Source organism: Streptomyces sp. NPDC005195 (assembly GCF_040608315.1).
Classification (GTDB): Bacteria; Actinomycetota; Actinomycetes; order Streptomycetales; family Streptomycetaceae; genus Streptomyces; species Streptomyces kaempferi.
The window spans coordinates 30,065-53,683 of record NZ_JBEXHZ010000001.1; the positions used below are offsets into that span (position 1 = coordinate 30,065).

20 protein-coding genes are annotated in these 23,619 nt (G+C 71.1%); 5 read left to right on the forward strand and 15 right to left on the reverse strand.

Features of this window, described 5'->3' with window-relative positions; translation table 11 throughout:
* The first annotated feature begins 21 nt into the window (after positions 1–21).
* Positions 22–1,002 carry an LLM class flavin-dependent oxidoreductase gene (locus ABZV34_RS00145; protein ID WP_356269939.1) on the forward strand — a complete coding sequence of 327 codons (981 nt, stop codon included), beginning with the start codon at positions 22–24 and terminating at the stop codon, positions 1,000–1,002.
* Between the two features lie 82 nt (positions 1,003–1,084).
* Here the strand turns inward: ABZV34_RS00145 and ABZV34_RS00150 are convergent, their stop codons facing one another.
* From ABZV34_RS00150 to ABZV34_RS00165, 4 genes are all read right to left on the reverse strand, one after another.
* A complete protein-coding gene (locus tag ABZV34_RS00150) occupies positions 1,085–2,503 on the reverse strand; it encodes a sugar porter family MFS transporter (RefSeq protein ID WP_356269941.1) in 1,419 nt (472 codons plus the stop codon).
* 292 nt (positions 2,504–2,795) lie between these two features.
* Positions 2,796–6,497, reverse strand: a complete 3,702-nt coding sequence (locus ABZV34_RS00155) for an AAA family ATPase (protein ID WP_356269943.1) — start codon at positions 6,495–6,497, stop codon at positions 2,796–2,798.
* A 206-nt stretch (positions 6,498–6,703) separates the two neighbouring features.
* The gene (locus ABZV34_RS00160) at positions 6,704–6,907 is read right to left on the reverse strand and encodes a hypothetical protein (RefSeq protein WP_107021972.1); all 204 of its coding nucleotides are present in this window, start codon (positions 6,905–6,907) and stop codon (positions 6,704–6,706) included.
* 380 nt (positions 6,908–7,287) lie between these two features.
* On the reverse strand, positions 7,288–7,569 hold the full coding sequence (locus ABZV34_RS00165; RefSeq protein ID WP_356269945.1) for an acylphosphatase: 282 nt from the start codon (positions 7,567–7,569) through the stop codon (positions 7,288–7,290).
* 142 nt (positions 7,570–7,711) lie between these two features.
* Between ABZV34_RS00165 and ABZV34_RS00170 the strand changes: the two genes are divergently transcribed.
* Entirely contained in the window at positions 7,712–8,686 is a 975-nt protein-coding gene (locus ABZV34_RS00170; protein ID WP_356270673.1) for a CAP domain-containing protein, read from the forward strand.
* A 20-nt stretch (positions 8,687–8,706) separates the two neighbouring features.
* On the opposite strand, the gene ABZV34_RS00175 is transcribed toward ABZV34_RS00170, so the two are convergent.
* The 3 genes from ABZV34_RS00175 to ABZV34_RS00185 form a co-directional block, all read right to left on the reverse strand.
* Positions 8,707–8,940 (reverse strand): integrase, encoded by a 234-nt coding sequence (locus ABZV34_RS00175; RefSeq protein ID WP_356269947.1) that lies wholly within the window; start codon positions 8,938–8,940, stop codon positions 8,707–8,709.
* 67 nt (positions 8,941–9,007) lie between these two features.
* On the reverse strand, positions 9,008–9,412 hold the full coding sequence (locus tag ABZV34_RS00180; protein ID WP_356269949.1) for a hypothetical protein: 405 nt from the start codon (positions 9,410–9,412) through the stop codon (positions 9,008–9,010).
* Between the two features lie 338 nt (positions 9,413–9,750).
* The gene (locus tag ABZV34_RS00185) at positions 9,751–10,335 is read right to left on the reverse strand and encodes a flavodoxin family protein (protein ID WP_356269951.1); all 585 of its coding nucleotides are present in this window, start codon (positions 10,333–10,335) and stop codon (positions 9,751–9,753) included.
* Positions 10,336–10,435: 100 nt separating this feature from the next.
* On the opposite strand from ABZV34_RS00185, the gene ABZV34_RS00190 reads away from it, so the two are divergent.
* Positions 10,436–10,843, forward strand: coding sequence for a helix-turn-helix domain-containing protein (locus ABZV34_RS00190; RefSeq protein WP_356269953.1), 408 nt, complete (start codon positions 10,436–10,438; stop codon positions 10,841–10,843).
* 80 nt (positions 10,844–10,923) lie between these two features.
* Here the strand turns inward: ABZV34_RS00190 and mutM are convergent, their stop codons facing one another.
* The 8 genes from mutM to recG all read right to left on the reverse strand — a co-directional run bounded on the left by mutM (position 10,924) and on the right by recG (position 18,533).
* Positions 10,924–11,784, reverse strand: coding sequence for a bifunctional DNA-formamidopyrimidine glycosylase/DNA-(apurinic or apyrimidinic site) lyase (gene mutM / locus ABZV34_RS00195; RefSeq protein WP_356269955.1), 861 nt, complete (start codon positions 11,782–11,784; stop codon positions 10,924–10,926).
* A gap of 197 nt (positions 11,785–11,981) precedes the next feature.
* Positions 11,982–12,839, reverse strand: a complete 858-nt coding sequence (gene rnc / locus ABZV34_RS00200; RefSeq protein ID WP_356269957.1) for a ribonuclease III — start codon at positions 12,837–12,839, stop codon at positions 11,982–11,984.
* Between the two features lie 19 nt (positions 12,840–12,858).
* Positions 12,859–13,032, reverse strand: a complete 174-nt coding sequence (gene rpmF, locus ABZV34_RS00205; protein ID WP_006139588.1) for a 50S ribosomal protein L32 — start codon at positions 13,030–13,032, stop codon at positions 12,859–12,861.
* Between the two features lie 2 nt (positions 13,033–13,034).
* Positions 13,035–13,691 carry a DUF177 domain-containing protein gene (locus ABZV34_RS00210; protein WP_356270675.1) on the reverse strand — a complete coding sequence of 219 codons (657 nt, stop codon included), beginning with the start codon at positions 13,689–13,691 and terminating at the stop codon, positions 13,035–13,037.
* A gap of 133 nt (positions 13,692–13,824) precedes the next feature.
* The gene (locus ABZV34_RS00215; protein WP_356269959.1) at positions 13,825–14,895 is read right to left on the reverse strand and encodes an ATP synthase F0 subunit B; all 1,071 of its coding nucleotides are present in this window, start codon (positions 14,893–14,895) and stop codon (positions 13,825–13,827) included.
* A gap of 99 nt (positions 14,896–14,994) precedes the next feature.
* Positions 14,995–15,474 (reverse strand): pantetheine-phosphate adenylyltransferase, encoded by a 480-nt coding sequence (coaD, locus tag ABZV34_RS00220; RefSeq protein WP_356270677.1) that lies wholly within the window; start codon positions 15,472–15,474, stop codon positions 14,995–14,997.
* 26 nt (positions 15,475–15,500) lie between these two features.
* Positions 15,501–16,088, reverse strand: a complete 588-nt coding sequence (rsmD, locus tag ABZV34_RS00225; protein WP_356269961.1) for a 16S rRNA (guanine(966)-N(2))-methyltransferase RsmD — start codon at positions 16,086–16,088, stop codon at positions 15,501–15,503.
* Between the two features lie 228 nt (positions 16,089–16,316).
* The gene (recG, locus tag ABZV34_RS00230; RefSeq protein ID WP_356269962.1) at positions 16,317–18,533 is read right to left on the reverse strand and encodes an ATP-dependent DNA helicase RecG; all 2,217 of its coding nucleotides are present in this window, start codon (positions 18,531–18,533) and stop codon (positions 16,317–16,319) included.
* 166 nt (positions 18,534–18,699) lie between these two features.
* Here recG and ABZV34_RS00235 point away from each other — a divergent pair, with 166 nt between their 5' ends.
* Positions 18,700–20,538 (forward strand): HSP90 family protein, encoded by a 1,839-nt coding sequence (locus ABZV34_RS00235; protein WP_356269964.1) that lies wholly within the window; start codon positions 18,700–18,702, stop codon positions 20,536–20,538.
* Entirely contained in the window at positions 20,535–23,573 is a 3,039-nt protein-coding gene (locus tag ABZV34_RS00240) for a tetratricopeptide repeat protein (RefSeq protein ID WP_356269966.1), read from the forward strand. Before ABZV34_RS00235 ends, ABZV34_RS00240 begins: the two co-directional genes overlap by 4 nt.
* Positions 23,574–23,619 lie beyond the last annotated feature (46 nt).

Below are 23,619 nucleotides of genomic sequence, written 5' to 3' on the forward strand. Positions count from 1 at the left end.
CACACACGAAGGGGGCTCCCCATGCCCGTGACGGTCGTGCGCTTCAATCTCGTCGACCCGGACGCGACTCCCGCGTCACTGAGCGCCCGCTACCGGGCCGCGGTCGAGATGTCCGCCTACGCCGACGACCACGGCGTCACCACCGTGCAGACCGAGGAACATCACGGCGTCGCCAACAACTGGCTGCCCTCGCCGTTCACCTTCGCGGGCGCGGTCTTCGGCGCGACCCGGCACCTGGCGGTCACGGTCTCGGCGATCATCGGCCCGCTGCACGATCCGCTGCGGCTCGCCGAGGACGTCGCCGTACTCGATCTGCTGAGCGGCGGACGTCTGGTGACGGTGGCGGGCATCGGCTACCGGCCGGAGGAGTACGCCCTGTTCGACGTCGACTGGAAGCGGCGCGGCCGGCTCCAGGACGAGGTGCTGGAGACGGTGCTGAAGGCGTGGACCGGCGAGGAGTTCACCTACCGCGGCCGGACCGTACGGGTCACCCCGCGCCCGTTCTCGGATCCGCATCCGCTGCTGCTGGTGGGCGGATCCTCCCGGGCCGCCGCCCGTCGCGCCGCCCGGCTCGGGCTGCCGTTCTTCCCCAGCGCGCACCTTCCCGCCCTGGAGGCCTACTACAAGGAGCAGCTGATCGAGTACGGCACCGAGGGCTGGACCATGATGCCCGCGGCCGAGACCCCGCTGCTGCACATCGCCGAGGACCCGGACCGGGCCTGGGCCGCGTACGGCCGGCACTTCCTGCACGAGGCACGGACGTACGCCTCCTGGCAGTCCGGTGACATCCGCTCGGCGGTGAAGTCGGCGGCCACCACGGTCGAGGAACTGCGCGCCGAGGGCGTGTACCGCATCCTGACGCCCGAGGCGTGCGTGGCCCAGGGCCTCGACCACCACGTACTCCATCCGCTGTCCGGTGGCATGCCCGTCGAGGAGGGCTGGCGCAGCCTGCGCCTGTTCTGCGAAGACGTGATGCCCCGGCTCAGGAGCCTGGAAGGCTGAGCCGGGGCATCACGTCTCTCACGAGTACGAGGAGAGGGGCAGCGGGGACTTGGCCCTTCTCCCCGAGTCGGGGGGTGCGGGTCTAGCCCATCTCCTCCAGGGACTTGCCCTTGGTCTCCTTGACGTACTTGAGCACGAAGGGGATGGAGAGCGCGGCGAAGACCGTGTAGATCACGTAGGTCGCGGAGAGGTTCCAGTCGGCCAGCGACGGGAAGCTCGCGGTGATGGCCCAGTTGGCGATCCACTGCGCGGAGGCGGCCACGCCGAGGGCGGCGGCACGGATCCGGTTCGGGAACATCTCGCCGAGGAAGACCCAGACCACGACACCCCAGGAGAGGGCGAAGAAGAGGACGAAGACGTGCGCGGCGATCAGGGCGACCCAGCCCTGGGTGGCCGGCAGCTTGCCGCCCACCAGGTCGTAGGAGAACGCCCACGCTTCGAGGCCGAGACCGATGACCATGCCCACGGAACCGATGAGCGCGAGCGGCTTGCGGCCGACCCGGTCGACGAAGATCATGGCGATCACGGTGCCGATGATGTTGATGATCGACGTGGTGAACGAGTAGAAGAACGACTGCGAGGGGTCGACACCGACCGACTGCCACAGCGTCGAGGAGTAGTAGAACGCGACGTTGATGCCGACGAACTGCTGGAAGACCGAGAGGCCGATACCGACCCAGACGATCGGCTTGAAGAAGAAGCCGCCGCCGAGCAGGTCCTTGAAACTCGACTTGTGCTCGCTCTTCATGGCGTGCTCGATCTCGGCGACGCGGGCGCCCAGGTCGATCTTGTCGCCCTCGACCTCCTTGAGCACCTCGTGGGCGCGGTCGTGCCTGCCCACGGAGATCAGGAAGCGCGGCGACTCGGGGATCGCGAAGGAGAGCAGGCCGTACAGGACGGCCGGGACGACCATGACGCCGAGCATGACCTGCCAGGCCTCGAGCCCCATGAGCTTGCCGCGCTGGTCGCCGCCCGCGGCGTTCAGGATGCCCCAGTTGACCAGCTGCGAGATGGCGATGCCGACGACGATCGCGGCCTGCTGGAAGGACCCGAGCCGGCCGCGGTAGGCGGCCGGGGAGACCTCGGCGATGTAGGCGGGGCCGATGACGGAGGCCATGCCGATGGCGAATCCGCCGATGATGCGCCACAGGGCGAGGTCCCACAGCGCGAACGGAAGCGCGGAACCGACGGCGCTGACCGTGAAGAGGGCGGCGGAGATCTGCATGCAGCGGATCCGGCCGATGCGGTCGGCTATCCGGCCCGCGGTCGCGGCGCCGATGGCGCAGCCGATCAGCGCGATGGCGATGACCTGCGCCAGGGCCGCGGAACCGATGTCGTAGCGGCCGCGTATCGCTTCGACGGCGCCGTTGATCACGGCGCTGTCGTAACCGAAGAGGAAACCGCCCATCGCGGCCGCCGCCGCGATGAAGATGACGTGCCCGAGATGTTCGGGGTGAGCCGTCCCGGCTCCTGATGGGGGTGCCTGCGCAGTGCTGGTCACGTGTAACTCCTCGGGCCACCGGCCTCGCTGCCGGCGTGTGGGGGCAAGCCCTCCGGTGGTGGTTCCAGTGGCGCACAACTTCACGCCACCCACCATCTGAAGGTAAAAGCAACGCCGCAGAGACTATGTCTTCAAGTATCGAAGCTAATAATCGGACTGCTGTGACTTTTCCCCGCTCTGGTGAGGCCACCACGTTCAAGTCTTGAAGGTTTGAGGCTGACGTGGTCCGCATACCCCGAGAAACGGGAGGCACTCCGCTCGCTTCGGCTTCACCCGCGGGTGAAGCCGCCGGCTAACGAAGCCGCTGGCTGATGACCTTGGACACACCGTCGCCCTGCATGGAGACGCCGTACAGAGCGTCGGCGACCTCCATCGTGCGCTTCTGATGCGTGATCACGATCAGCTGCGAGGCCTCCTGGAGCTCCTGCATGATCCGGATCAGCCGCTGCAGATTGGTGTCGTCGAGCGCCGCCTCGACCTCGTCCATCACGTAGAACGGGCTGGGCCGGGCCTTGAAGATCGACACCAGGAGCGCGACGGCCGTGAGGGACCTCTCCCCACCGGAGAGCAGGGACAGCCGCTTCACCTTCTTGCCCGGGGGCCGCGCCTCGACATCCACACCCGTGGTGAGCATGTTGTCGGGATCGGTCAGGATCAGCCGCCCGTCACCCCCCGGGAACAGCCGACTGAAGACACCTTCGAACTCCCGCGCGGTGTCCCGGTACGCCTCCGCGAAGACCTGTTCGACCCGTTCGTCGACCTCCCTCACCACCTGGAGGAGATCGGCACGCGTCTTCTTCAGGTCCTCCAGCTGCTCGCTGAGGAACTTGTGACGCTCCTCCAGCGCGGCGAACTCCTCCAGGGCGAGCGGGTTGACCTTCCCCAGCTGCTGATAGGCCCGCTCGGCCGACTTGAGCCGGCGCTCCTGCTCCGCGCGGTGGAACTGACGGGGCTGGTTGCGCGGGTGTTCCGGGTCCTCCGGCAGCTCCTCGCCCTCGGCGGGCAGCGAGGGCGGTACGAGCTGGTCCGGACCGTACTCCGCGACCAGCCCCGCCGGTTCGACGCCGAGCTCCTCGAGTGCCTTCGTCTCCAGCTGCTCCATGCGCATCCGCTTCTCGGCGCCGAGTACCTCGCCGCGGTGAACCGAATCCGTGAGTTTGTCCAGTTCCGCCTTGAGTTCACGCCCCTCGCCCCGGACCGCTCCGAGCGCCTGCTCCTGGTGCGTCCTGGCGTTCTCGGCGGCGCCCCGCTCCGCGTCGGCCCGGCCCAGCGAGACCTCGACGTGCGCGAGCAGTTGCCGGGCGCCGGAGGCGACGGCCTCGGCGACCGCCGCTTCGTGCCGCAGCCGGGCCCGCCGCTGCTCCGCACGCGCGCGTGCCTCACGTTCCGCGCGCGCGGCCCGGTCGAGCCCTTCGGCCCGTCCGGCCAGCCCCTTCACCCGCTCCTCGTGCGTACGCACCTGGAGCCGGGCCTCCATCTCGGTCTGCCGCGCGTTGGCCCCGTCGGCGGCGAGCCGGTCCCGTACGGCGGTGTCGGGCTCCTCCTCCACGGGCATCTCCTCGGCGACGGCCAGCCGCTCGGCCAGCACTTCCGCCTCCTCCACCGCGCGGTCCAGCGCCTCCTGTGCCCGCGCGGCGGCGGCGGTGCTCCGCTCGGCCTCCCCGGCGGCGCCGCGCGCCTGCCCGGCCAGCCGCCCCAACTGCTGGGCCACGGACGACTTCTCCCGCTCGGCGGCCCGCCGACGCTCCCCCAGTTCCTCGACGAGCGCGGCCCGCTCCCCGCGCCGCTCGGCGGCTCGGTGCTGCGCCTCGCCGAGGTCCTCACAGCGCACGGCGAGCTCTTCGAGCTCGGCCGCGGCCTCGTCGACGGACGCCTGCACCTCCAGCAGGCTGGGCGCCCCGGCGGAGCCGCCGTACGCGAAGTGTGCCCCGAGCAGGTCCCCCTCGGCGGTGACCGCGCTCAGCCCCGGCCTCGCGTAGACCAGGTCCTCGGCGTCCTCCAGGGTGCCGACCACGACGATCCCGCGCAGCAGCCGCCGTACGGCCGGCATGAGCTCCACGGGTCCCCGGACGAGGTCCGCGGCGTAGGGAGGACCGGTGGGGTGCGCCGGCAGGGTCCCGGCGCCGCCGTCGCCGTGGTGCGGGGCGGGCTGCCGGATGTCGGAATGACTCCAGGCCCGGTCCCCACCGCCCGGTTCGCCGGTGTGCGCGTCCCGGCGCCCGCTCCCGCCCGCCGTGTCGCCCTCCCCGTTCCGTGGTGCCGCAGCCTCCTCCGGAGCTCCCGCCAGCAGCAGCGCCGCCCGCCCGGCGTCCTGTTTGCGCAGCAGGCGGATGGCCTCGGCCGCCGAGGCGGGGGTGGTGACCGCGATGGCGTCCGCCGCCGTACCGAGGGCGGCGGCGAGGGCGACCTCGTACCCGGGGGTGACGGACAGCAGTTCGGCGGCGGGGCCGAGAAGTCCCGTGAGCCGGTCCTTCGCTCCCAGCAGCGCGCCCGTACCGTCCTTGCGGCGCAGGCCGAGCGCCAGTGCGTCGTGGCGGGCCTGGGTCGCGGCGCGTCTGCGTTCGGCCGCGGTGGCCGCCTCGCGGGCCTCGGTGAGGGCGGACTCGGCGTCGGTGAGCGCCCGTTTGGCCTCCTCGTGCCGCTCCGCCAGTTCGGCGTCGCCGGCGTCGAGGCCGTCGACCTCGGCCTTCAACTGCTCGTACTCCTCCTGTGCCGTGACCGCCCGCTCCTGGGCCTCGTCGCGGGCGGCGGCGAGCCGGTCGATCTCGGACTGGGCGGAGGCGGCCCGTGAACGCGCCGCGTTGACCTGGCCGTTGAGCCGGGCCAGGCCTTCGCGGCGGTCGGCGATGGCCCGGGCGACGTCCTTGAGACGGCGTTCCTCGACGGCGAGCTCGCGCTCCAGCTCGGCCCGGTGCGCGACCGTGTCCTCCAAGGCGTGCTCGGCGGCCTCCAGGGCCGCTTCGAGCTCGGCCTCCTGCTCGCGGATGCGCGCGGCCTCGCGCTCCATGTCCTCGGGATCGCGCCCGCGCCGCTCCTCCGGGGGCGCCGAGGTGGCGCTCTTCACGCGCGCGTCGGCCAGCGAGATCGTGCCGCGTACCCGCTCGGCGAGCTGCGACAGTTCGTACCAGGTCTGCTGGGCACGCTGGAGGCGGGGCGTGAGGCGGCGCACCTCCTCCTCCAGGAGCGTTTCGCGCTGGAGTGACTTCTTCAGCTCCGCCTCGGCCGTGTCCTTGCGTTCCTTGAGCGCCGCCTCGTCCGCGATCTCCGTCTGGAGCGCCTGCCTGAGGCGTACGAGGTCGTCGGCGAGGAGGCGGAGGCGGGCGTCGCGGAGGTCGGCCTGGATGACGGCGGCGCGGCGGGCGACGGCGGCCTGCCGGCCGAGGGGTTTGAGCTGGCGCCGGAGTTCGTCGGTCAGGTCCTGGATCCGGGCGAGGTTCGCCCGCATCGCGTCCAGTTTCCGCAGCGCCTTCTCCTTGCGCTTGCGGTGCTTGAGGACCCCGGCCGCCTCCTCGATGAACGCGCGGCGGCCCATGGGATCGGCGTGCAGGACGGAGTCGAGCTGCCCCTGGCCGACGATCACGTGCATCTCACGGCCGATACCGGAGTCGGACAGGAGTTCCTGGATGTCGAGGAGCCGGCAGGTGTCGCCGTTGATCTGGTATTCGCTGCCGCCGTTGCGGAACATGATCCGCGTGATGGTGACCTCGGCGTACTCGATGGGCAGTGCCCCGTCGGAGTTGTCGATGGTCAGGGACACCTCGGCACGGCCCAGCGGCGGGCGGCCGGTGGTGCCGGCGAAGATGACGTCCTCCATCTTCCCGCCGCGCAGCGACTTGGCCCCCTGCTCACCCATCACCCAGCTCAGGGCGTCCACGACGTTGGACTTGCCGGAGCCGTTGGGTCCCACGACGCACGTGATGCCCGGCTCGAAGCGCAGCGTGGTCGCCGAGGCGAACGATTTGAACCCGCGCAGGGTCAGGGCCTTGAGGTGCACGCCGCCGGACTCTACCTTTCGGGCCGGTCTCACTCCATGAACCCGCGGTTTCACCCATGAACGTGGAGGGCACACCAGACGTACAAGAGCTTGAAGTACAGCGGGGGAAAGAAGAAGGGACGCCGAAGAGGCGTCCCTTGCAAATCTGACAACTTAGCGGTTGATAGGGGCTGCCCAACCACTGCTGTCGTGGTGCGGTGCAGTGATCAGGTGAGCGCAGGCTCCGCCTGGGGTACGTCGATGCTCTCGAGAAGCGAGTCGTGAGAAGCGGCAGCCGCGAGCGCGTCGTTCTCGGCCTGAATCCGTCCGAGCTCGGATTCGAGGTCCTGGACGCGCTGCTGGAGCCGTCGCATCTCGGCGATGAGTCGCGGGTCGGAACCGCCGACGTAACCGAGAAGCGCCTTTGCCATGATGGATGGTCCTCCACACTGAGTGACCGACCGAAGCGGTGTGGGTCGTGAGGGATCGCACCCGCGATGCTTGGCACTTGCTAAATTCTTGCTGCGGTTCCACATGCCAAACAGCTAAGGTGCGCGGGGCTTTCAGCGTCTCACCAAAAAGTTTGACGGTCAACACGATCACACCCCGTATTGGGGGGCAACCCGCTGTCGCGCGGCTCTGGGGCGGCTGCGCTGCGACTCGTGTGGGGCCCTGGGGGTGTGGAGATGATCCTTCTCCCGGGAGCCTGCCACGACGAGCCCTTCTTGGCAACCACCAGGCCGTTTCCGCTCCCGGCAGGTGCCAGAGGCATGCGCCGCCGCGCCCGGCGGTGGCCTCGCGCCCGCCACCGTCACCGGATGGCGAAGTCGTGGTAGATCCCCCGGGGCGTGTCCCAGATCTCAGTGACTCCGTCCACCCGCCCGGGTGTGTCGTCCCCCTGGAGCCAGTCCAGCAGCCCCTCGCACGCGAACCTGGGGCCCTCCGCGACCACCTGGACCCGTCCGTCGTCCAGATTGAGAGCAAAACCACTCAGGCCGCCGATCTCCAGTGCCCTGGCCCGCGTGAACCAGCGGAAACCGACACCCTGAACACGCCCGCGTACCCAGACGACCAGTCGTACAACCTCGTTCATGCGTGCACGCTAACCGGACAAAGTCTCTCCGGGCACTTCCTCCCCTCCCGCCATGCGGTACCGTCCCGGTCCAATGAGTCTCATATGAAACTCACTCTTTCGAGTGAGGGACGCTGACCGCAAGATCGAGGAAGGCCAGGAGATGGGACGCCACCGACGCTCCGCCGCCGGCCGCGCCGCCACAAGCCGCGCCACCGGGGTCACCGATACGCACGGACCCCTCACGGAAAGCTATGGGCCGGAGAACCTGTACGGCTATGCCGCCATCGCCGACCTCCCGAGCACGGCCGCCGCGCGCTCGCACCGCAAGAGGAAGGCCGCGACGCCCGTTCGCACGGGTCTGCTCGGTGTCTCCGCGGCCGTGGCCCTGGGCACCGTCGCCGTGGCCGCCGGAGTAGTGCCCGGCGCGAAGGACTACGCGCTCGGCGGCGGGGGCAACAACTCCGACCAGGTGCAGGCCGTCGGTTCCCCGTCGGGCCAGGAGACCCAGCAGGGCGGCACCTCGGGCAGTGCGGACAGCCGCGACGACCAGTCGACGAGCCGCGACTCCGACCGCGCGTCCTCTCCTACGGCGCCGCCCGTCGCGTCGGCGTCCGCCGCACCGACGACGGCACCTTCCCAGGAGCCGGCCACCACCGTTCCGGGCAAGACCGCCGAGCCCAAGGAACCCTCCGCTCCGGTCTCCGAGGTCGCGAGGCCGAAGGCGCCGGTGACCACCGCCCCGGTGACGGTGACGGCCGAGGCCGCCGCGCAGGCCGCGGTGCTCGAACTGGTCAACGAGGAGCGGGCCAAGGTCGGCTGCACCCCGGTCACGGCGAACAACGCCCTGAGGGACCTCGCCCAGTCCTTCAGCGAGGACATGGCCCTGCGCGACTTCTTCGACCACACCGACCCGAGCGGGCTCAGCCCCTGGGACCGTGCGGCGAAGGCGGGCATCACCGCACTCGGCGGCGAGAACATAGCCCGCGGCCAGGCGGACGCGGCAGCGGTCATGGACGCCTGGATGAACAGCGAGGGCCACCGCGCCAACATACTGAACTGCGACTTCAAGACCCTGGGCGTCGGCGTGCACCTCGGCGCCGGCGGTCCCTGGTGGACGCAGGACTTCGGCTACTGAGATAATCGCAGGTCAGAGGGCTAGGGACCCTCCTGGGTCGTGTCCGGGCCGTCACCCGTGGGCTCCTCGTCCGCGAAGAAGCGATCCACGGCGGCCCGGATCCGGGTCCCGCTCGATGGCATCAGGTGCGTGTAGGTCCGTAGCGTGCACCCGGGGGACCTGGGGTCGTGGTGGCCCGGATACTCGCTGACGGCCTTGATGCTCCCGCCCGCGTCCAGCAGGACCGAGGCGGAGAAGTGCCGCAGTGCGCGCATGCCGTTGCCCCTCCCGGTCGACCAGGGCGCCGTTCCGCTGAAGCAGCCGGGCTGATCCCGGCCGAGTTCACAGAGCGGGCTCCGGCAGGGAACCGAGGTGCTCGATGACCCGCGCGCGAAGGAGAAGGTACTCGTCCCAGCGGCGCAAAGGGCCCGGAGGGCGTTCCACCACACGGCCCCCCGTGACGATCTGGCCTCGCTGGAACTGCTCGCGCGTCAGATCGAGTTCGATGCCGTTGGCCAGCCGATTCCACATATGGAAGCCGTGCTGGGCTCCGTTGAAGTGCACCTCGCCCGCCATGAGGTCGCCACCGAAGACGTCATTGACGATCAGGGCTGTGATGTCGCAGTGTCCCCAGGCCGGGTTCTCCGGTTGCCAGCCCGAGCGTTCCAGGTCGTCAGGGGAGCAGGTGTCAGCGGCCCAGCCGGCGCGCAAGGCTCTGTCGAGGTCAAGCAGGCTCCAAGGGATCATTCCGTCAGCATCGCAGTCACCACTGACACGGCCTCCCCTGCGGACCTCGGTGACCATCGCACCCATGGTTCGCCTCGAGGGGCGCACAGGACAACACCCGCGCTCGGGCCGTCTCTGGGCCGTACGGGGTGCTCGACAACGACCATCGCCGACAACCGTCGACAGCTAAGTCGCAGGTCACAGCGTTGGTCGATTACATGACCGCAGGCCACAGACCCGGCCGGTCACCCTTCGGCCACTGAGGCAGCCGCGGGCCCGCGGCTGGAGGCCTGTCGCAGGGGCGCGACCTCGCGTGCGGGGCGGACCCCGGAAGAACGCCTGGGCGCTCCCGTCGGCGCCTACGCGGCCGCGCGCCCCAGCGAGAACGCCCGTGCCGCCTCCGCGACCCGGCGGCCGAGGTGCTCGGCCGTAGCGATGTCGGCCTTGTGCACGGTCTCGGGGCCCTCGTCGACATTGGTCTGCGCGGCGGCGCCGGCGAAGACGCCGAGGCGGTTGAGGTCGTGCTCCGACGCCGAGCTGCTGTTCCAGCCCGGGTGCAGACCGAGGTTGATCCAGTTCATGCCGTGCTGCGCGGCCAGGATCTGGAAGAACTGCAGGGTGTGCAGCTTGTCGCCGCTCTTGGAGCCGGAGTTGGTGAACCCGGCGGCGAGCTTGTCCTGCCAGTCCTGCCCGAACCAGCGCTTCGAGGACGCCTCGGCGAAGACGTGGAAGGCACCGGACGCCGTGCCCATGTAGGTCGGCGAACCGAAGACGATCGCGTCCGAGGCGTCGAGGTGTTCCCACTCGGCGTCGGTGATCCCGTCGACTCGGATCAGGTGAACCTCGGCACCGGCCTCGGCCGCTCCGGAGCGGACCGCCTCGGCGAGGACGGTGGTGTGGCCGTAGCCCGAGTGGTAGGCGATGGAAACAACGGGGGTGCTCACGACAGGACTCCTCCAGGTGGGGACAACGAACAAAAGGAAAGCACTAACTTCTAGTTAGTGCAACCTTCTGGTTAGCGCTGCCTCGGAGTATGGTGACGGCATGGACATCGCCGTGCCCACCGCCGAGAGCGGTGAGTTTCAGGACCTCGCCTACAGCGTGTTCGCGCGCAGCTGCCCGTCCCGGGGCACGCTGGAGCACGTGACCGGACGCTGGGGATCACTCACGCTCGGAGCGCTGCACGGCGGCACGTTCCGTTTCAACGAACTGCGGCGCCGGGTCGACGGCGTCAGCGAGAAGATGCTCTCCCAGACGCTGCACGCGCTGGAGCGCGACGGCCTGGTGCACCGGGACGCTCAGCCGACGAACCCGCCGCGCGTCGACTACACCCTCACACCGCTCGGCCGGGAGGTCGCGGAGCGTCTGCTCGCCCTCATCCACTTCCTGGAGGGACGCATGGACGACGTCCTGGAGGCGCGTGAGCGGTACGACGAGACGCGCGAGGCCTGAGAGGGCGGGAGGGCCTTCGAGGCGGTGCCGTCGCGGGTGGTCGCGTGCCGCCGCCGAGAGCCTTCGGGCGCGCGTCGACGTCAGCCGGTGATCCGGGGCGGTCGCTGGCAGCGGGGGCAGAAGTAGCTGGACCGGTTCATCCAGGCGCGCCGGCGCATGGGCGTGCCGCACCGGCGGCAGGGCTCGTCCTCGCGCCCGTAGGCGTCGAGTGAGCGGTCGAAGTAACCGGACTCGCCGTTGACGTTGACGTACAGGCTGTCGAAGCTGGTGCCGCCGACGGCGAGGGCCTCGTTCATGACGTCCCGGATGTGGCCGAGGAGTTCGGCGGTGCGCGGCCGGGTGAAGGCGGCCACCGGGCGTTCGTAGTGGAGCCTCGCGCGCCAGAGCGCCTCGTCCGCGTAGATGTTGCCGACGCCGCTGATCAGCGACTGGTCCAGCAGGGCGCGCTTGATCGTCGTGCGGCGGGCGCGCAGGGCGGTGTGGAACGCGGCATCGTCGAACAGGGGGTCGAGCGGGTCGCGGGCGATGTGCGCGATGACGTCCGGCAGGCCGTCCGGGGTGGTCTCGTGCAGGGAGAGGCCGCCGAAGGTGCGCTGGTCGACGAAGCGCAGTTCGGTGCCCTGCCCGTCGTCGAAGCGCACGCGGACGCGCAGGTGCTTCTCGTCCGGGGCGTCCTGCGGCCGCACCAGGAGCTGACCGCTCATGCCGAGGTGCGCGAGTACGGAGAACGGGGAGTCGTCCAGGGGGAGCCAGAGGTACTTGCCGCGGCGCATCGCCGGTCCGACCCGCTGCCCGGCGAGTGCCTGGGCGAAGCCCTCGGGTCCGGCCTGGTGACGGCGCACGGCCCGTGGATGCCGTACCTCGGCCGCGGTCACGGTCCGCCCGCTGACCCAGCGCTCCAGCCCGCGCCGCACGACTTCGACCTCGGGCAACTCGGGCACGACGCTCCTTCGGAGTGTGGTTGCGGGGATGCTCGAACCCCGCCGCGGCACGGACGCTGCGACGGGGTTCGGGCCCTGCGGTTACTGCGCTACTGCTGTTGCCCCTACTGGTGCCGCCGCTCCCGCGGGACCGCTGACACCGCTGGTGAGCGGGTTCCGCGGCCGCCGCGGGTACTGCCGGCGTTCTTACGAAGGAATCAGGCCGAGGCCGGGTCGCTGGACGGAGCCGAGGTGGCGTCGGGGGCCTCCTCGGCGGCCTGGGCTGCCTGCTGAGCGGCCTGGGCCACCTGCTCGGCGGCCTGGGCCGACTTCGCGCGCTCGTCCGCGGCGGAGCGGATCGCACACCACGCGGACTCCGCGGCCTGCTGCTCCGCCTCCTTCTTGCTGCGGCCGGTGCCGGTGCCGTACGAGACGCCTCCGACGCGGGCGGCAGCAGTAAAGGTCTTCTCGTGGTCGGGGCCGGTCTCCGAGACCAGGTACTCGGGTACGCCGAGCCCCTCGGTCGCGGTGAGCTCCTGGAGACTGGTCTTCCAGTCCAGGCCGGCTCCCAGGTTCGAGGACTTCTCGATCAGCGGGTCGAAGAGCCGGTGGACGAGTTCGCCCGCCGCTTCCAGACCCTGGTCGAGATAGACCGCGCCGATCACCGCTTCAAGGGTGTCGGCGAGGATGGATGCCTTGTCCCGGCCTCCCGTGCCTTCCTCGCCCCGGCCGAGCCGGATGAAGGAGCCGAGTTCGAGGCCGCGGCCCACTTCCGCCAACGCACGCGAGTTGACCACCGCGGCCCGCAACTTGGCCAGCTGGCCTTCGGGCAGGTCCGGGTGGGTGCGGTACAGCGTGTCCGTGACCACGAGGCCGAGCACGGAGTCCCCGAGGAACTCCAGCCGCTCGTTGGTCGGCAGACCGCCGTTCTCGTACGCGTAGGAACGGTGGGTCAGCGCACGCACCAGAAGGGCGGACTCGAGCTTGTACCCGAGCCGCCCTTCCAGAAGCGTGTGGGACGAGGCTGTGTTCTCCGCCTTTTTCTTGGCGTTTGGTTCCGCCTTGGCGTCAGACATCAGACCTCTCACCGGCCGCTCAGACCTCGAGGACCTGGCGCTTGTTGTAGGTGCCGCAAGCCGGGCACGCGATGTGCTGCAGCTTGGGCTCGTGGCAGCGCTCACACGCAACCAGGGTGGGGACCGCAGCCTTCCACTGCGACCGGCGGTGGCGCGTGTTGCTGCGCGACATCTTCCGCTTCGGAACAGCCACGGCTACTTCTCCTGCTTCTCGTCGACGTGCGCTGATGGAAGCGCGCCGCCGCTCAACTCGTCCTTCTCGCCGTCTCCGGATGAACCAGCGAGTCCCTGCAGTGCCGCCCAACGGATGTCGACGGCGTCGTGGTGGTGGTCCGGGTCGTCCGCGAGCCGGGCTCCGCACTGGGAGCACAGGCCGGGGCAGTCGTCCTGGCACACCGGCTGCATCGGCAGTGCGAGCACCACCGCATCACGCAGCACGGGTTCGAGGTCGAACAGGCCGTCCTCGATGAAGAGCATGTCCTCGCTATCCGTGGATTCCCCGGCGTCGTCGGCCGGCTCCGCTTTGGCGCGGCCCCGGTCGTCGGCGTCGTGGTACGAGAACATCTCCTGGAAGTCCGCGGCGAGCGACTGCTCGAGCGGCTCCAGACACCTTACGCACTCCCCCTCGACCCGTGCACGGGCGGTGCCTGTGACAAGCACACCGTCCATGACCGACTCGAGCCTGAGTCCGAGCTCCACCGGGGTGCCTTCCGGCACTCCGATGACTCCCTGGATCCCTAGATCCCTGGGGGCGTCGATCGTGCGGGTCAGGCGCTGCAGCGCACCAGGACGCCGGCCCAGCTCGTGTGTGTCGAACACGAGAGGGTTGCGGTGGTCGAGGTGGGTGTTCAGAGCCGTTCCTGCTTTCGATCTTCAAAAACTCGAGGGGCGCCGCCCCTGGTGTTCCCGGGCAGCGGTGATCGCGGACGTACACGCGACCGAAGAGCCAGGATACTGGACCTTTCGCTCTCGGCCCAATCCGGTGTCAGCGCCCCTGTTCGTACGCCCGCAGCTGCTCGGCGCTGATCATGGTGGTGTCGAAGAGGCTGGTCTCGTCCAGGGCGTGCGCCTGCGGGTCCACGGTGTGCGCCGGCTGCTGCGGATAGCCCTGCTGACCGCCCTGGCCGTACGCCTGCTGCTGGTCGTAGCCCTGCTGCGGGTAGGCGGCGTACGGATCGGCCTGCTGGTAGCCGTACGCGTCCTGCTGGGCGTACTGCTGCTGGTAGCCGTAGGGGTCCGCCTGCTGCTGGTACGCGTAGGCGTCCTGCTGCTGCGCGTAGGACGGCTGGGCCGGCACCTCGGGGGTCTGGACGACCCGCTCGGGGACCTCCGAGAGCTCGGCGAGGCCGGCCAGGTAGTCGGCGTCGCTGGTGTGCTGGACGGGGGTCCCGTCCTCGGCGAAGGCGCCCAGGTCCCCCAGGTCGTCGCTGGCGATCCGGCCGTGCAGCTTCTGCCGGCCGCGGCCGACGGCCTCCAGGGTCTTGGCGAGGACGGCCTCGAAGGCGCCGAGCTTCACGTCGACGTACTCGTCGGCGTTGCGGCGCAGTGTCTCGGGGTCGTGGCTGCGCTCGGGGGCGTCCTCGTCCTCGTAGCCCTGCTCGTCTATGCCGGGACCGGTGCCGAGGAGCTTCTCGCGGCCCCGGCCGACGGAGCCGAGGGTCTTGGTGAGGACGACCTCGAAGTTGGCGAGCTTGGAGTCGACGTAGTCGTCGGCCTCGGCCCGGACCTCCTCGGCCTCCTGGCGGGCCTCGGTGACGATGCGGTCCGCCTCGTTCTGGGAACGGCGGGCGACCTCGGTGTCGGAGATCAGGGAGCCGCGCTCGGCGTGCGCGGTCTCGATGATCCGGTCGGCCTCCATGCGGGCCTGCTCGACCAGCTGCTCGCGGCCGCCGATGAGCTCCTCGGCCTGAGCGAGGGAGCCGGGCAGGGCCTGGCGCACCTCTTCGAGCATCGAGAGCAGCTCGGCGCGGTTGACCACGCACGAGGCCGACATGGGCATGGAACGGGCGCTGCCGACCGCCGAGACGATCTCATCGAGCTTCTTCTGCACGTCCACCGTGTGCTCGCCACTCTCTACAGCTGTGATGGAGACGGACGGTTCGACTGTACGACCACTCCCGCCCCACCCGACACCGGGTGACGGACAGTCAGCCCGTCAGTCCTGGCCGAGCCGTCCCTTCAGCGCCTCCAGAACCACCGGTGGCACCAGATGGGAGATGTCGCCGCCCCAGGTCGCGACCTCCTTGACCAGCGAGGAGGAGAGGAAGCTGTAGGTGGGGCTCGTCGGGATGAACAGCGTCTCCACGCCCGAGAGGCCGTTGTTCATCTGGGCCATCTGCAGTTCGTAGTCGAAGTCGCTGACCGCGCGCAGTCCCTTGACGATGGCAGGGATGTCCCGCTGCTTGCAGAAGTCGACGAGCAGGCCGTGGTAGGGCTCGACCTGGACGTTGCCGAACTCCGCGGTGACCTCGCGGATCAGCTCGATCCGCTCGTCGACGGTGAACAGGCCCTGCTTCGACTGATTGATCATCACCACGACGTGCACGACGTCGTAGAGTCTGGAAGCGCGGGCGATGATGTCGAGGTGTCCATTGGTGACGGGGTCGAATGACCCCGGACAGACGGCGCGGCGCAACTGTGGTCCCTCGCTCTCCGGTCCGGTCATCGTGCGTCGTCGCACGTAGAGGCGGCGCGACCGTACCAAAAGGTCCCTTCGCCGTAACGACGGGCCCGGAGCGCGTCAAAACCGTCCGGCCACCCGAATTCGCCGCCTCTGGTGCTGCGCTCCACGGTGACGAGCGCATCGCCCGCGAGCCAGCCCTGCGTCCGGAGTGTGAGCAGAATCTCGCGAAGATCGCCGTCCGACACGGCGTAGGGCGGGTCGAGGAAGACGAGGTCGTACGGTTCTGCGGGCGCCGGCGCCTGAACGATCTGTTCCGCTTTGCCCGGCCTGACTTCGGCTCCGGGCAGGCCCAGTGCCTTCACGTTCTCCCGGATGACGCGGGCGGCGCGGGCGTCGGACTCGACGAGCAGGGTGTGTCCGGCACCGCGGCTGAGCGCCTCCAGGCCCACGGCGCCGGAGCCCGCGTACAGGTCGAGCACACGCTCGCCCTCCAGCGGGCCGCCGAGCAGGGACTGCCAGGTGGAGAAGAGGCCCTCGCGCGCCCGGTCGGAGGTGGGCCGGGTGCCGGTGCCCGGCGGGACGGCCAGACGGCGTCCGCCGGCCCGGCCGGCGATCACGCGGGTCATGAGGGTCCTTTGCGCTGGTGATGTGTCGGCTGCCAGTGTCTCAGCCGGAGCACGGATCCCGCCTCCCCGCACCGCGTCCGGGTGCTTCCCGGTCCGGAGTCCGCCCCGGTCCGGAGTCCGCCCCGGTCCGGAGTCCGCCCTGGTCCGGGCCGGGCTCTCGCCGGCCGCCGCCCGCCTGGCCGGCGTCCTTTGGTCCCTGCCGGCGCCTGTCGGCCACGGGAACTCCCGTCAGCCCTTGTCGAGATACTGCTCGCGTTCCTCGTCCAGGAGCGCCTCCAGCGCGGTGCGCAGGCCCGGGAACCCGGCGAGCTCCGGGTCGGCGGCGACGACCGCGGCCGCCTCCTCACGGGCCTCGGCGATGATCTCCTCGTCCTCGATGACGGTGAGCATGCGCAGCGACGAGCGGACGCCGGACTGCGCCTGGCCGAGGACGTCGCCCTCACGGCGCTGTTCGAGGTCGATGCGCGAGAGTTCGAAACCGTCGAGTGTGGACGCCACCGCGTTCAGCCGCTGGCGGGCCGGGCTCGCCTCGGGCATCTCGCTGACCAGCAGGCAGAGTCCGGCCGCGGAACCCCGGCCGACCCGGCCGCGCAGCTGATGGAGCTGGGAGACGCCGAACCGGTCGGCGTCCATGATCACCATCGCCGTGGCGTTCGGCACGTTCACGCCGACCTCGATGACGGTCGTGGCGACCAGGACGTCGGTCTCCCCGGCGGTGAAGCGGCGCATCACGGCGTCCTTGTCGTCGGGCGGCATACGGCCGTGCAGGATCTCGACCCGGAGTCCCTGGAGGGGGCCCTCGGCCAGGTGCTGGGCGATGTCGACGACGGCGAGGGGCGGGCGCTTCTCGGCCTCGTCCTCGGGCGACTCCTTCTTGGCGCCCTTCTTCGGGTCGTCCTCCCCGTCTCCGATGCGGGGGCAGACCACGTAGGCCTGATGGCCGTTGCCCACCTCCTCGCGCACGCGCTCCCAGGCGCGGGCGAGGAAGTGCGGCTTGTCCGCGGCGGGGACGACATGGCTGGCGATCGGCGAGCGCCCCGCGGGGAGCTGGTCGAGGACGGAGGTCTCCAGGTCGCCGAAGACGGTCATCGCCACCGTGCGGGGAATGGGCGTGGCGGTCATCACCAGGAGGTGCGGGGGCTGCTTGCCCTTGCCCCGCAGGGCGTCGCGCTGCTCGACACCGAAGCGGTGCTGCTCGTCGACGACGACCAGGCCAAGGTCGTGGAACCGCACCTTGTCCTCGATCAGCGCGTGGGTGCCGATGACGATGCCGGCCTCGCCGGTGACCAGGTCGAGCAGCGCCTGCCGGCGCCCCGCCGCCCCCATGGACCCGGTGAGCAGCACGACCTTGGTGGAGTGCTCGGCGCCGCCCAGCGTCCCGCCCTCGGCCAGCTCCCCCATCATCTCGGTGACCGACCGGTGGTGCTGCTGCGCGAGCACTTCGGTGGGCGCGAGCATCACGGCCTGCCCGCCCGCGTCGACGACGGCCAGCATGGCCCGCAGGGCGACCATCGTCTTGCCGCTGCCCACCTCGCCCTGAAGCAGCCGGTGCATCGGATGCTCCGTCGCGAGGTCGTCGAAGATCTCCTTGGAGACCTTCCGCTGGCCTTCGGTGAGGGTGAAAGGGAGCTTGGCGTCGAAGGCGGTGAGCAGGCCGTCCGGTGCGGGGACGCGGGCCACGGCGGGGAGTTGGGCGTCGGCGTGGCGGCGGCGGGCCAGGGCGATCTGGAGGACGAAGGCCTCGTCCCACTTGAGGCGGGCGCGGGCGTCCTGGATGTCCGCCTTGGTGTGCGGGCGGTGGATCTTGAGGAGGGCCTCGGGGAGGGTCATCAGGCCGCGGCCGTCGCGCAGGGAGTCCGGGAGCGGGTCGACGGCTTCCTGGGCGCTGGGCAGTACCGTCTGGACGGCCTTGGCGAGCTTCCAGGACTCCAGCTTGGCGGTGGCCGGGTAGATCGGGATGAGGGCGCCGGCCCAGCTGTCGACGCTCTCCACGGCCTCGTCGCCGTCACCGGTCAGCGGCTCGTACGCCGGGTGGGCGAGCTGGAGGCGGTGGTTGAAGACGGAGACCTTGCCCGAGAACATCGCGCGGGTGCCGGGCAGCAGGTCCTTGTGGGGCTTGTGCACGCCGTTGCCGAAGAAGACCAGCTGGAGGCGGCCGCTGCCGTCCGTGATGGTCACCTCCAGACGCTGGCCCTTGCCTCGGGGCGCCTTGGAGGAGGCGAAGGTGTGCAGGCGCGCGTCGGCGACCTGGGCGACCACCGTCACATGCTCGTCCATGGGCAGGTCGGCGAGGTGGGTGAGCTGGCCGCGCTCCTCGTATCTGCGCGGATAGTGGTGCAGGAGATCACCGATGGTGTGCAGGCCGAGATGCTCGGCCATCACCTTCGCGGTGGGGGGACCGAGCACCTTCTTCAGTGGTTCATCGAGCGCGGGCACGAGATCCATTGCACACCACACCACCGACAATGCCGTATACGTCCTGGAAATCCGCTGGTCAGGCGGCTCGTTCCGGGCCTAGGATGACGCGCTCCGGACCTCTTCGCGGTCACCGTCCGCCGGGACCGCCCGACCCCGCGCCGTCGCCCGTCCCCCCACCCTCGGCGCAGCGACGATGGATTCCCAGACCTCACAGCCCTCACAGGCCTCCCCGTCACCCCACTCGTTCCAGGTCGACCTGCGTGGTCTGGTGGACCTGCTCTCCCATCACCTGTACTCGAGTCCCAAGGTCTATCTGCGCGAACTGCTGCAGAACGCCGTGGACGCGATCACCGCCCGGCGCGCCGAACAGCCGGACGCGCCCGCCACCGTGCGGCTGCACGCGGCGGGCGGCACCCTGCGCGTGGAGGACTCCGGCATCGGGCTCACCGAGTCCGACGTCCACAGTCTCCTCGCGACGATCGGCCGCAGTTCCAAGCGGGACGACGGCATCCAGGCGGCCCGCTCCGACTTCCTGGGGCAGTTCGGCATCGGACTGCTGGCGTGCTTCGTGGTCGCCGAGCGCATCCGCGTCGTCAGCCGCAGCGCCCGGACGCCCGACGCGGCGCCCGTGGAGTGGACGGCGACCGACGACGGTTCGTACACCGTGCGCACGCTGCCGCACGAGGCCCGTACCGAACCGGGTACCACCGTGCACCTGGTGGCGCGCGCCGGAGCGGGCGAGTGGCTCACGGAGGAGCGGGTGCGGTCCCTGGCCCGCGACTTCGGCTCCCTGCTGCCGTACGACGTACGCGTCGGCGACGAAGCGGTCGCGAACCTTCCCGCGCCCTGGGACCGCGCCCATCCGAGCCCCGCCACCCGCCGGGTGGCCCTGGCCGGACACTGCCGCGAGCTGTTCGGCTTCACTCCGCTGGACTCGATCGAACTGAACGTGCCGCTCGCGGGGGTACGGGGCGTCGCGTACGTCCTGCCGACCGCGGTCAGCCCCGCGCAGCGGGCGAGCCACCGGGTGCACCTGAAGGGCATGCTGCTGACCGAGCGGGCCGAACAGCTGCTGCCCGACTGGGCGTTCTTCGTACGCTGTGTCCTGGACACCGACAGTCTGCGGCCCACCGCGTCGCGCGAGTCGCTCTACGAGGACGAGACCCTGGCGGCCGTGCGCGAGGCCCTCGGCGAGCGCATCCGGTCGTGGCTGACGGGACTCGCGGCGGGTGACCCGGAGCGGCTGGCGGCCTTCCTGTCCGTCCACCACCTGGGCGTGAAGTCACTGGCGCGGCACGACAACGAGATGCTGCGCACGATGCTGCCGTGGCTGCCCTTCGAGACGACCGACGGACGGCTGTCCCTGGAGGAGTTCGCGCTCCGCCACCCGGTGGTGCACTTCACGCGCACGGTGGAGGAGTACCGCCAGGTCGCGCCGATCGCCTCCGCGCAGGGCATCGGTGTCGTCAACGGCGGCTACACCTACGACAGCGAGCTCGTGGAGGCGCTGCCCTCGGTGCGTCCGGGCTCGGTGGTCGCGGAGCTGGACGCCGACACCGTCACGGCGCACCTGGACGCGATCGACCCCGCCGAGGAGCTGGCCCTCTCGGGCTTCCTGGCGGCCGCGCGGGCCAAGCTCGACCCGCTGGGCTGCGACGTGTCGTTGCGCGCCTTCCACCCGCTCTCGGTCCCGGCCCTGCACCTGGACGACCGGGCGGCCCGCCACGAGCAGGCCCGCGCGGAGGCGGAGGAGCACGCGGACGACCTGTGGGCGGGCATTCTCGGCTCGCTGCGCGGCAGCGCCCCACGGGCGCGTCTGGTGCTCAACCATCTCAACCCGCTGATCCGGCGGATCAGCTCACTGCGCGACCCGGAGCTGATCGGCACCGCCACCGAGTCCCTGTACGGCCAGGCCCTCCTGATGGCGCAGCGCCCGCTGCAGCCCGCCGACTCGGCGCTCCTGAACCGCGCGTTCATCGGCCTCCTGGAATGGGCCACCCACACCGACACCGGAGAGGACGACCGCGGATGAGCGGCCCGGCCATGGACTTCGACACCCTGCGCCAGGCGATGGGGGACAACTACGAGCAGCCGGAGGGGCCCGCCCGCAACGCGCGCGCCGAACAGCTGCTCGCCGAGGCGGAGAAGCTGGACATCCCGCTCGCCGTGATCGAAGCGCTCGGACACCAGCTGAAGGTCTACAACTACAGCTCCGAGAAGGACAAGATGTTCGTCCCCTTCGCGCGCCTGCTGCGCCTGTGGGACGAGCACCCCGAGGACTTCGACGAGTACGAGATCCACTCGCTGCACTGGGTCTTCAAGTGGATGTCGGCCGGCATGCTCGACCAGCCGCACATCCCGCTCGCCTCCATAGAGAAGTGGCTCGGCGAGATGGAGTACCGCTACCGGCTCGCCGGTCACTCCGAACGGGCCGTGCGCGGTGCCGAGTTCAGCGTGGCCGCGCACCTGGGGGACACGGAGCGCGCGGAGCGGGCCTATGCCGCCTGGCTCGCCGCCGACCGGGACAGCATGGCGAACTGCCACGCGTGCGAACTGCACAGCCAGGGATGGTGGCAGGCCGAGCGCGACCGCGACGCGCAGGCGCTGGAGGTGTGGCGCCCGGTCCTGGAGGGCGAGCACGTCTGCGCCCACGAGCCGCACACCGTACTGGCGTCCTCCCTCGTCCCGCTGCTGCGCCTGGGCCACCTGGAGGAGGCCCGCGCCCATCACCTCCGTGGCCTGCGTCTGGTGCGCCCCATGGAGAGCATGCGCGCGGCCTACGCGGACCACGTGGAGTTCTGCGCGCTGTCGGGGAACGAGGCGCGCGCCCTGGAACTGCTCGCCGAGCGGCCCGCCTACTTCACGGACTCCGGCGATCCGCGCAGCAAGCTCGACTTCATGGCCGTGACCGCCCTGGTGATGGACCGCCTGACCGGGCTCGGCCTCGGCGGACGGACGGTACCGGGACCGGCCGGGCGCGCGTGGACAGCGGCCGAACTCGCCGTCCACGCGCGCGAGCAGGCCCTTTCGCTCGCGGCGCGCTTCGACGCGCGCAACGGCACGTCGTACGTCAGCGAGCGGGCGCGGGCGCGGATGGACCAGCGTCCGCTGGTGGACCGGCTGCCGCTGGGGGTGCGCTCGGCACGGAACGTACCGCCGGCCCCGGCTGTCGCGGCGTCGGACCCGGACGCGCGTCCCGGGTCGCTCCCGAACCCGGACAGGACACCGCGGCCGGGGAACGACAGCCCCGAGCCGGCCACCGGGCCGGACCTGCCCGCGCTGCTCGCGGAGGCCCGGCGGCTGTCGCAGTCCCGCAGCCCTGACGCGGTGGCGGCCTGGGCGGCGGTCTCGCGCGCCGCCGAGGGCCGGGAACTGGAGGTCCGCGACCGCGCGGAGATCGCCGACCACGCGGCGATGGAGCGCGGGCCCGAGGGCATCGGACTCTTCCACGAGGCCGCGGAGCTGTACGACGCGGCGGGCGACCCCGGGGAGGCGCTCGCCGCCCGGGCCCGCGCCGCCTACGTCCTCGCCCTCGTCGGCGGGTCCGAGAAGGCGCTGGCGGCCGTCACCGAGTTGCGCGAGAAGGCGCTCGCTCTGTTCGCGGACGGCGGGACGGGGGTGTCCCAGACGGCATCCGTGCTGGTGGGGCGGGCCCGGATCCTGGTGCACCGGGTGCAGGAGGACGGCGACGCGGACGGGTCCGGGCCGGGCCGGGCCGATTCGGCCGACGCCGACGGGGTCGGGGCCGCCGAGACGGCCGTACGGGAGCTGCTGGCGCTCGCCGAGCCGCACGTCGCGGACGTACGGATGGCCTCACGGGCCGCGGAGGCGCAGGCGATGCTCGGCGAGCTCGCGGCGCACTCCGGGGACGCCGCGGCCGCCGCGGAACTGCTCGGACGCGCGGCGGAGGCGTTCGTCGCGGCCGGACTGCCGTCGTTCGCCGTGGAGTACGAGTCCCGGCTCGCCGGAATCGCCCGGCACCTGGGCGACGCGGAGGGCGCCGAGCGGGCCGCACGGGCCGCGCTGGAGCACGGCGGGCCCCGTCTGGAGCCGATGGGGCAGGCGCAACTGCACCTCCAGCTCGCCGAGATCCTCGGCGAGACCGAGCAGGACGCCGCTGCCGCGGAACACGCGCTGGAGGCCGCGCACTGGGCCGACGAGGCCGGACAGGGGCCCACGCTCGGGGCCTGGGCACGTCACCAGCTGGGCGGCTTCCTGCTCCGGCAGAGGCGTTGGGCCGAGGCCGCGGAGATCCTGGAGTCGGCGCTGCCCGATCTGACCGGTGACATGCACGGTGACGGTGCGATCGTGCAGACGCGGTGGTGGCTCGGCGACTGTCTCACCGAGCTCGGCGAGCACCGGGCCGCGGCCGAGAACTGGCTGCGGGCCGCGGACATCGCCCGGCACTGGCCCGAGCAGCGCGACCACGCGATGCTCGCCCATCTCGCCGCCGAAGCGCTCGGCCGCGCCGGACTGTCCGCCGAGGCGGAGCGGGCGTACGCCCGGGCCGGCGACCTGTGGCGGGACCTCGGCAACGTGCACGCGCTGGTCCGGTCGCTGCGGGCGCGGGCCTGGGCGTCCCTGCGTACGGGGGCGGGGCTGGACGCGGCGCGGGAACTGATGGCGGAGGCGGTGCGGGAGTGCGAGGAGGGGGTGCGGGTGCTTTCCGGGACGGAGAGCGAGGAGGACCCGCAGGCCCGTCTCCGTCTCGTCTCCGAACTCGGCCACACGCACCGGCAGTTCGGCGACCTCGTCGCCCGGTCGGTCACCGACGACACGCAGGAGGGCGTCACCCGGGGGCTCTTCGAGGAGGCACTGGGTCATGTCACGCGGGCCGTATCGGTGTTCGCGTCCCTGGGGGACGAGGCGCTCGATGCGCGGACCGGGGCGGAGCTTGCCGCGGGGTGGCTGGAGGCGGACCTGCTCCGGCCCGCCGCCGCGGCTGCGCGGGCGCGCGGTGTCCTGTCCGCCTACGCGGGGGCGCCGGAGGCGGACGGGACCGCGGGGGCGCGCCGTGACGAGGCGGAGAACATGCTGCGGATGATGGAGGAGCGGGGTAAGGAGTGAGGTGCGGGGGGGGTGACCGGGGCGGGATTCTTTCGCCCCTGCCGCC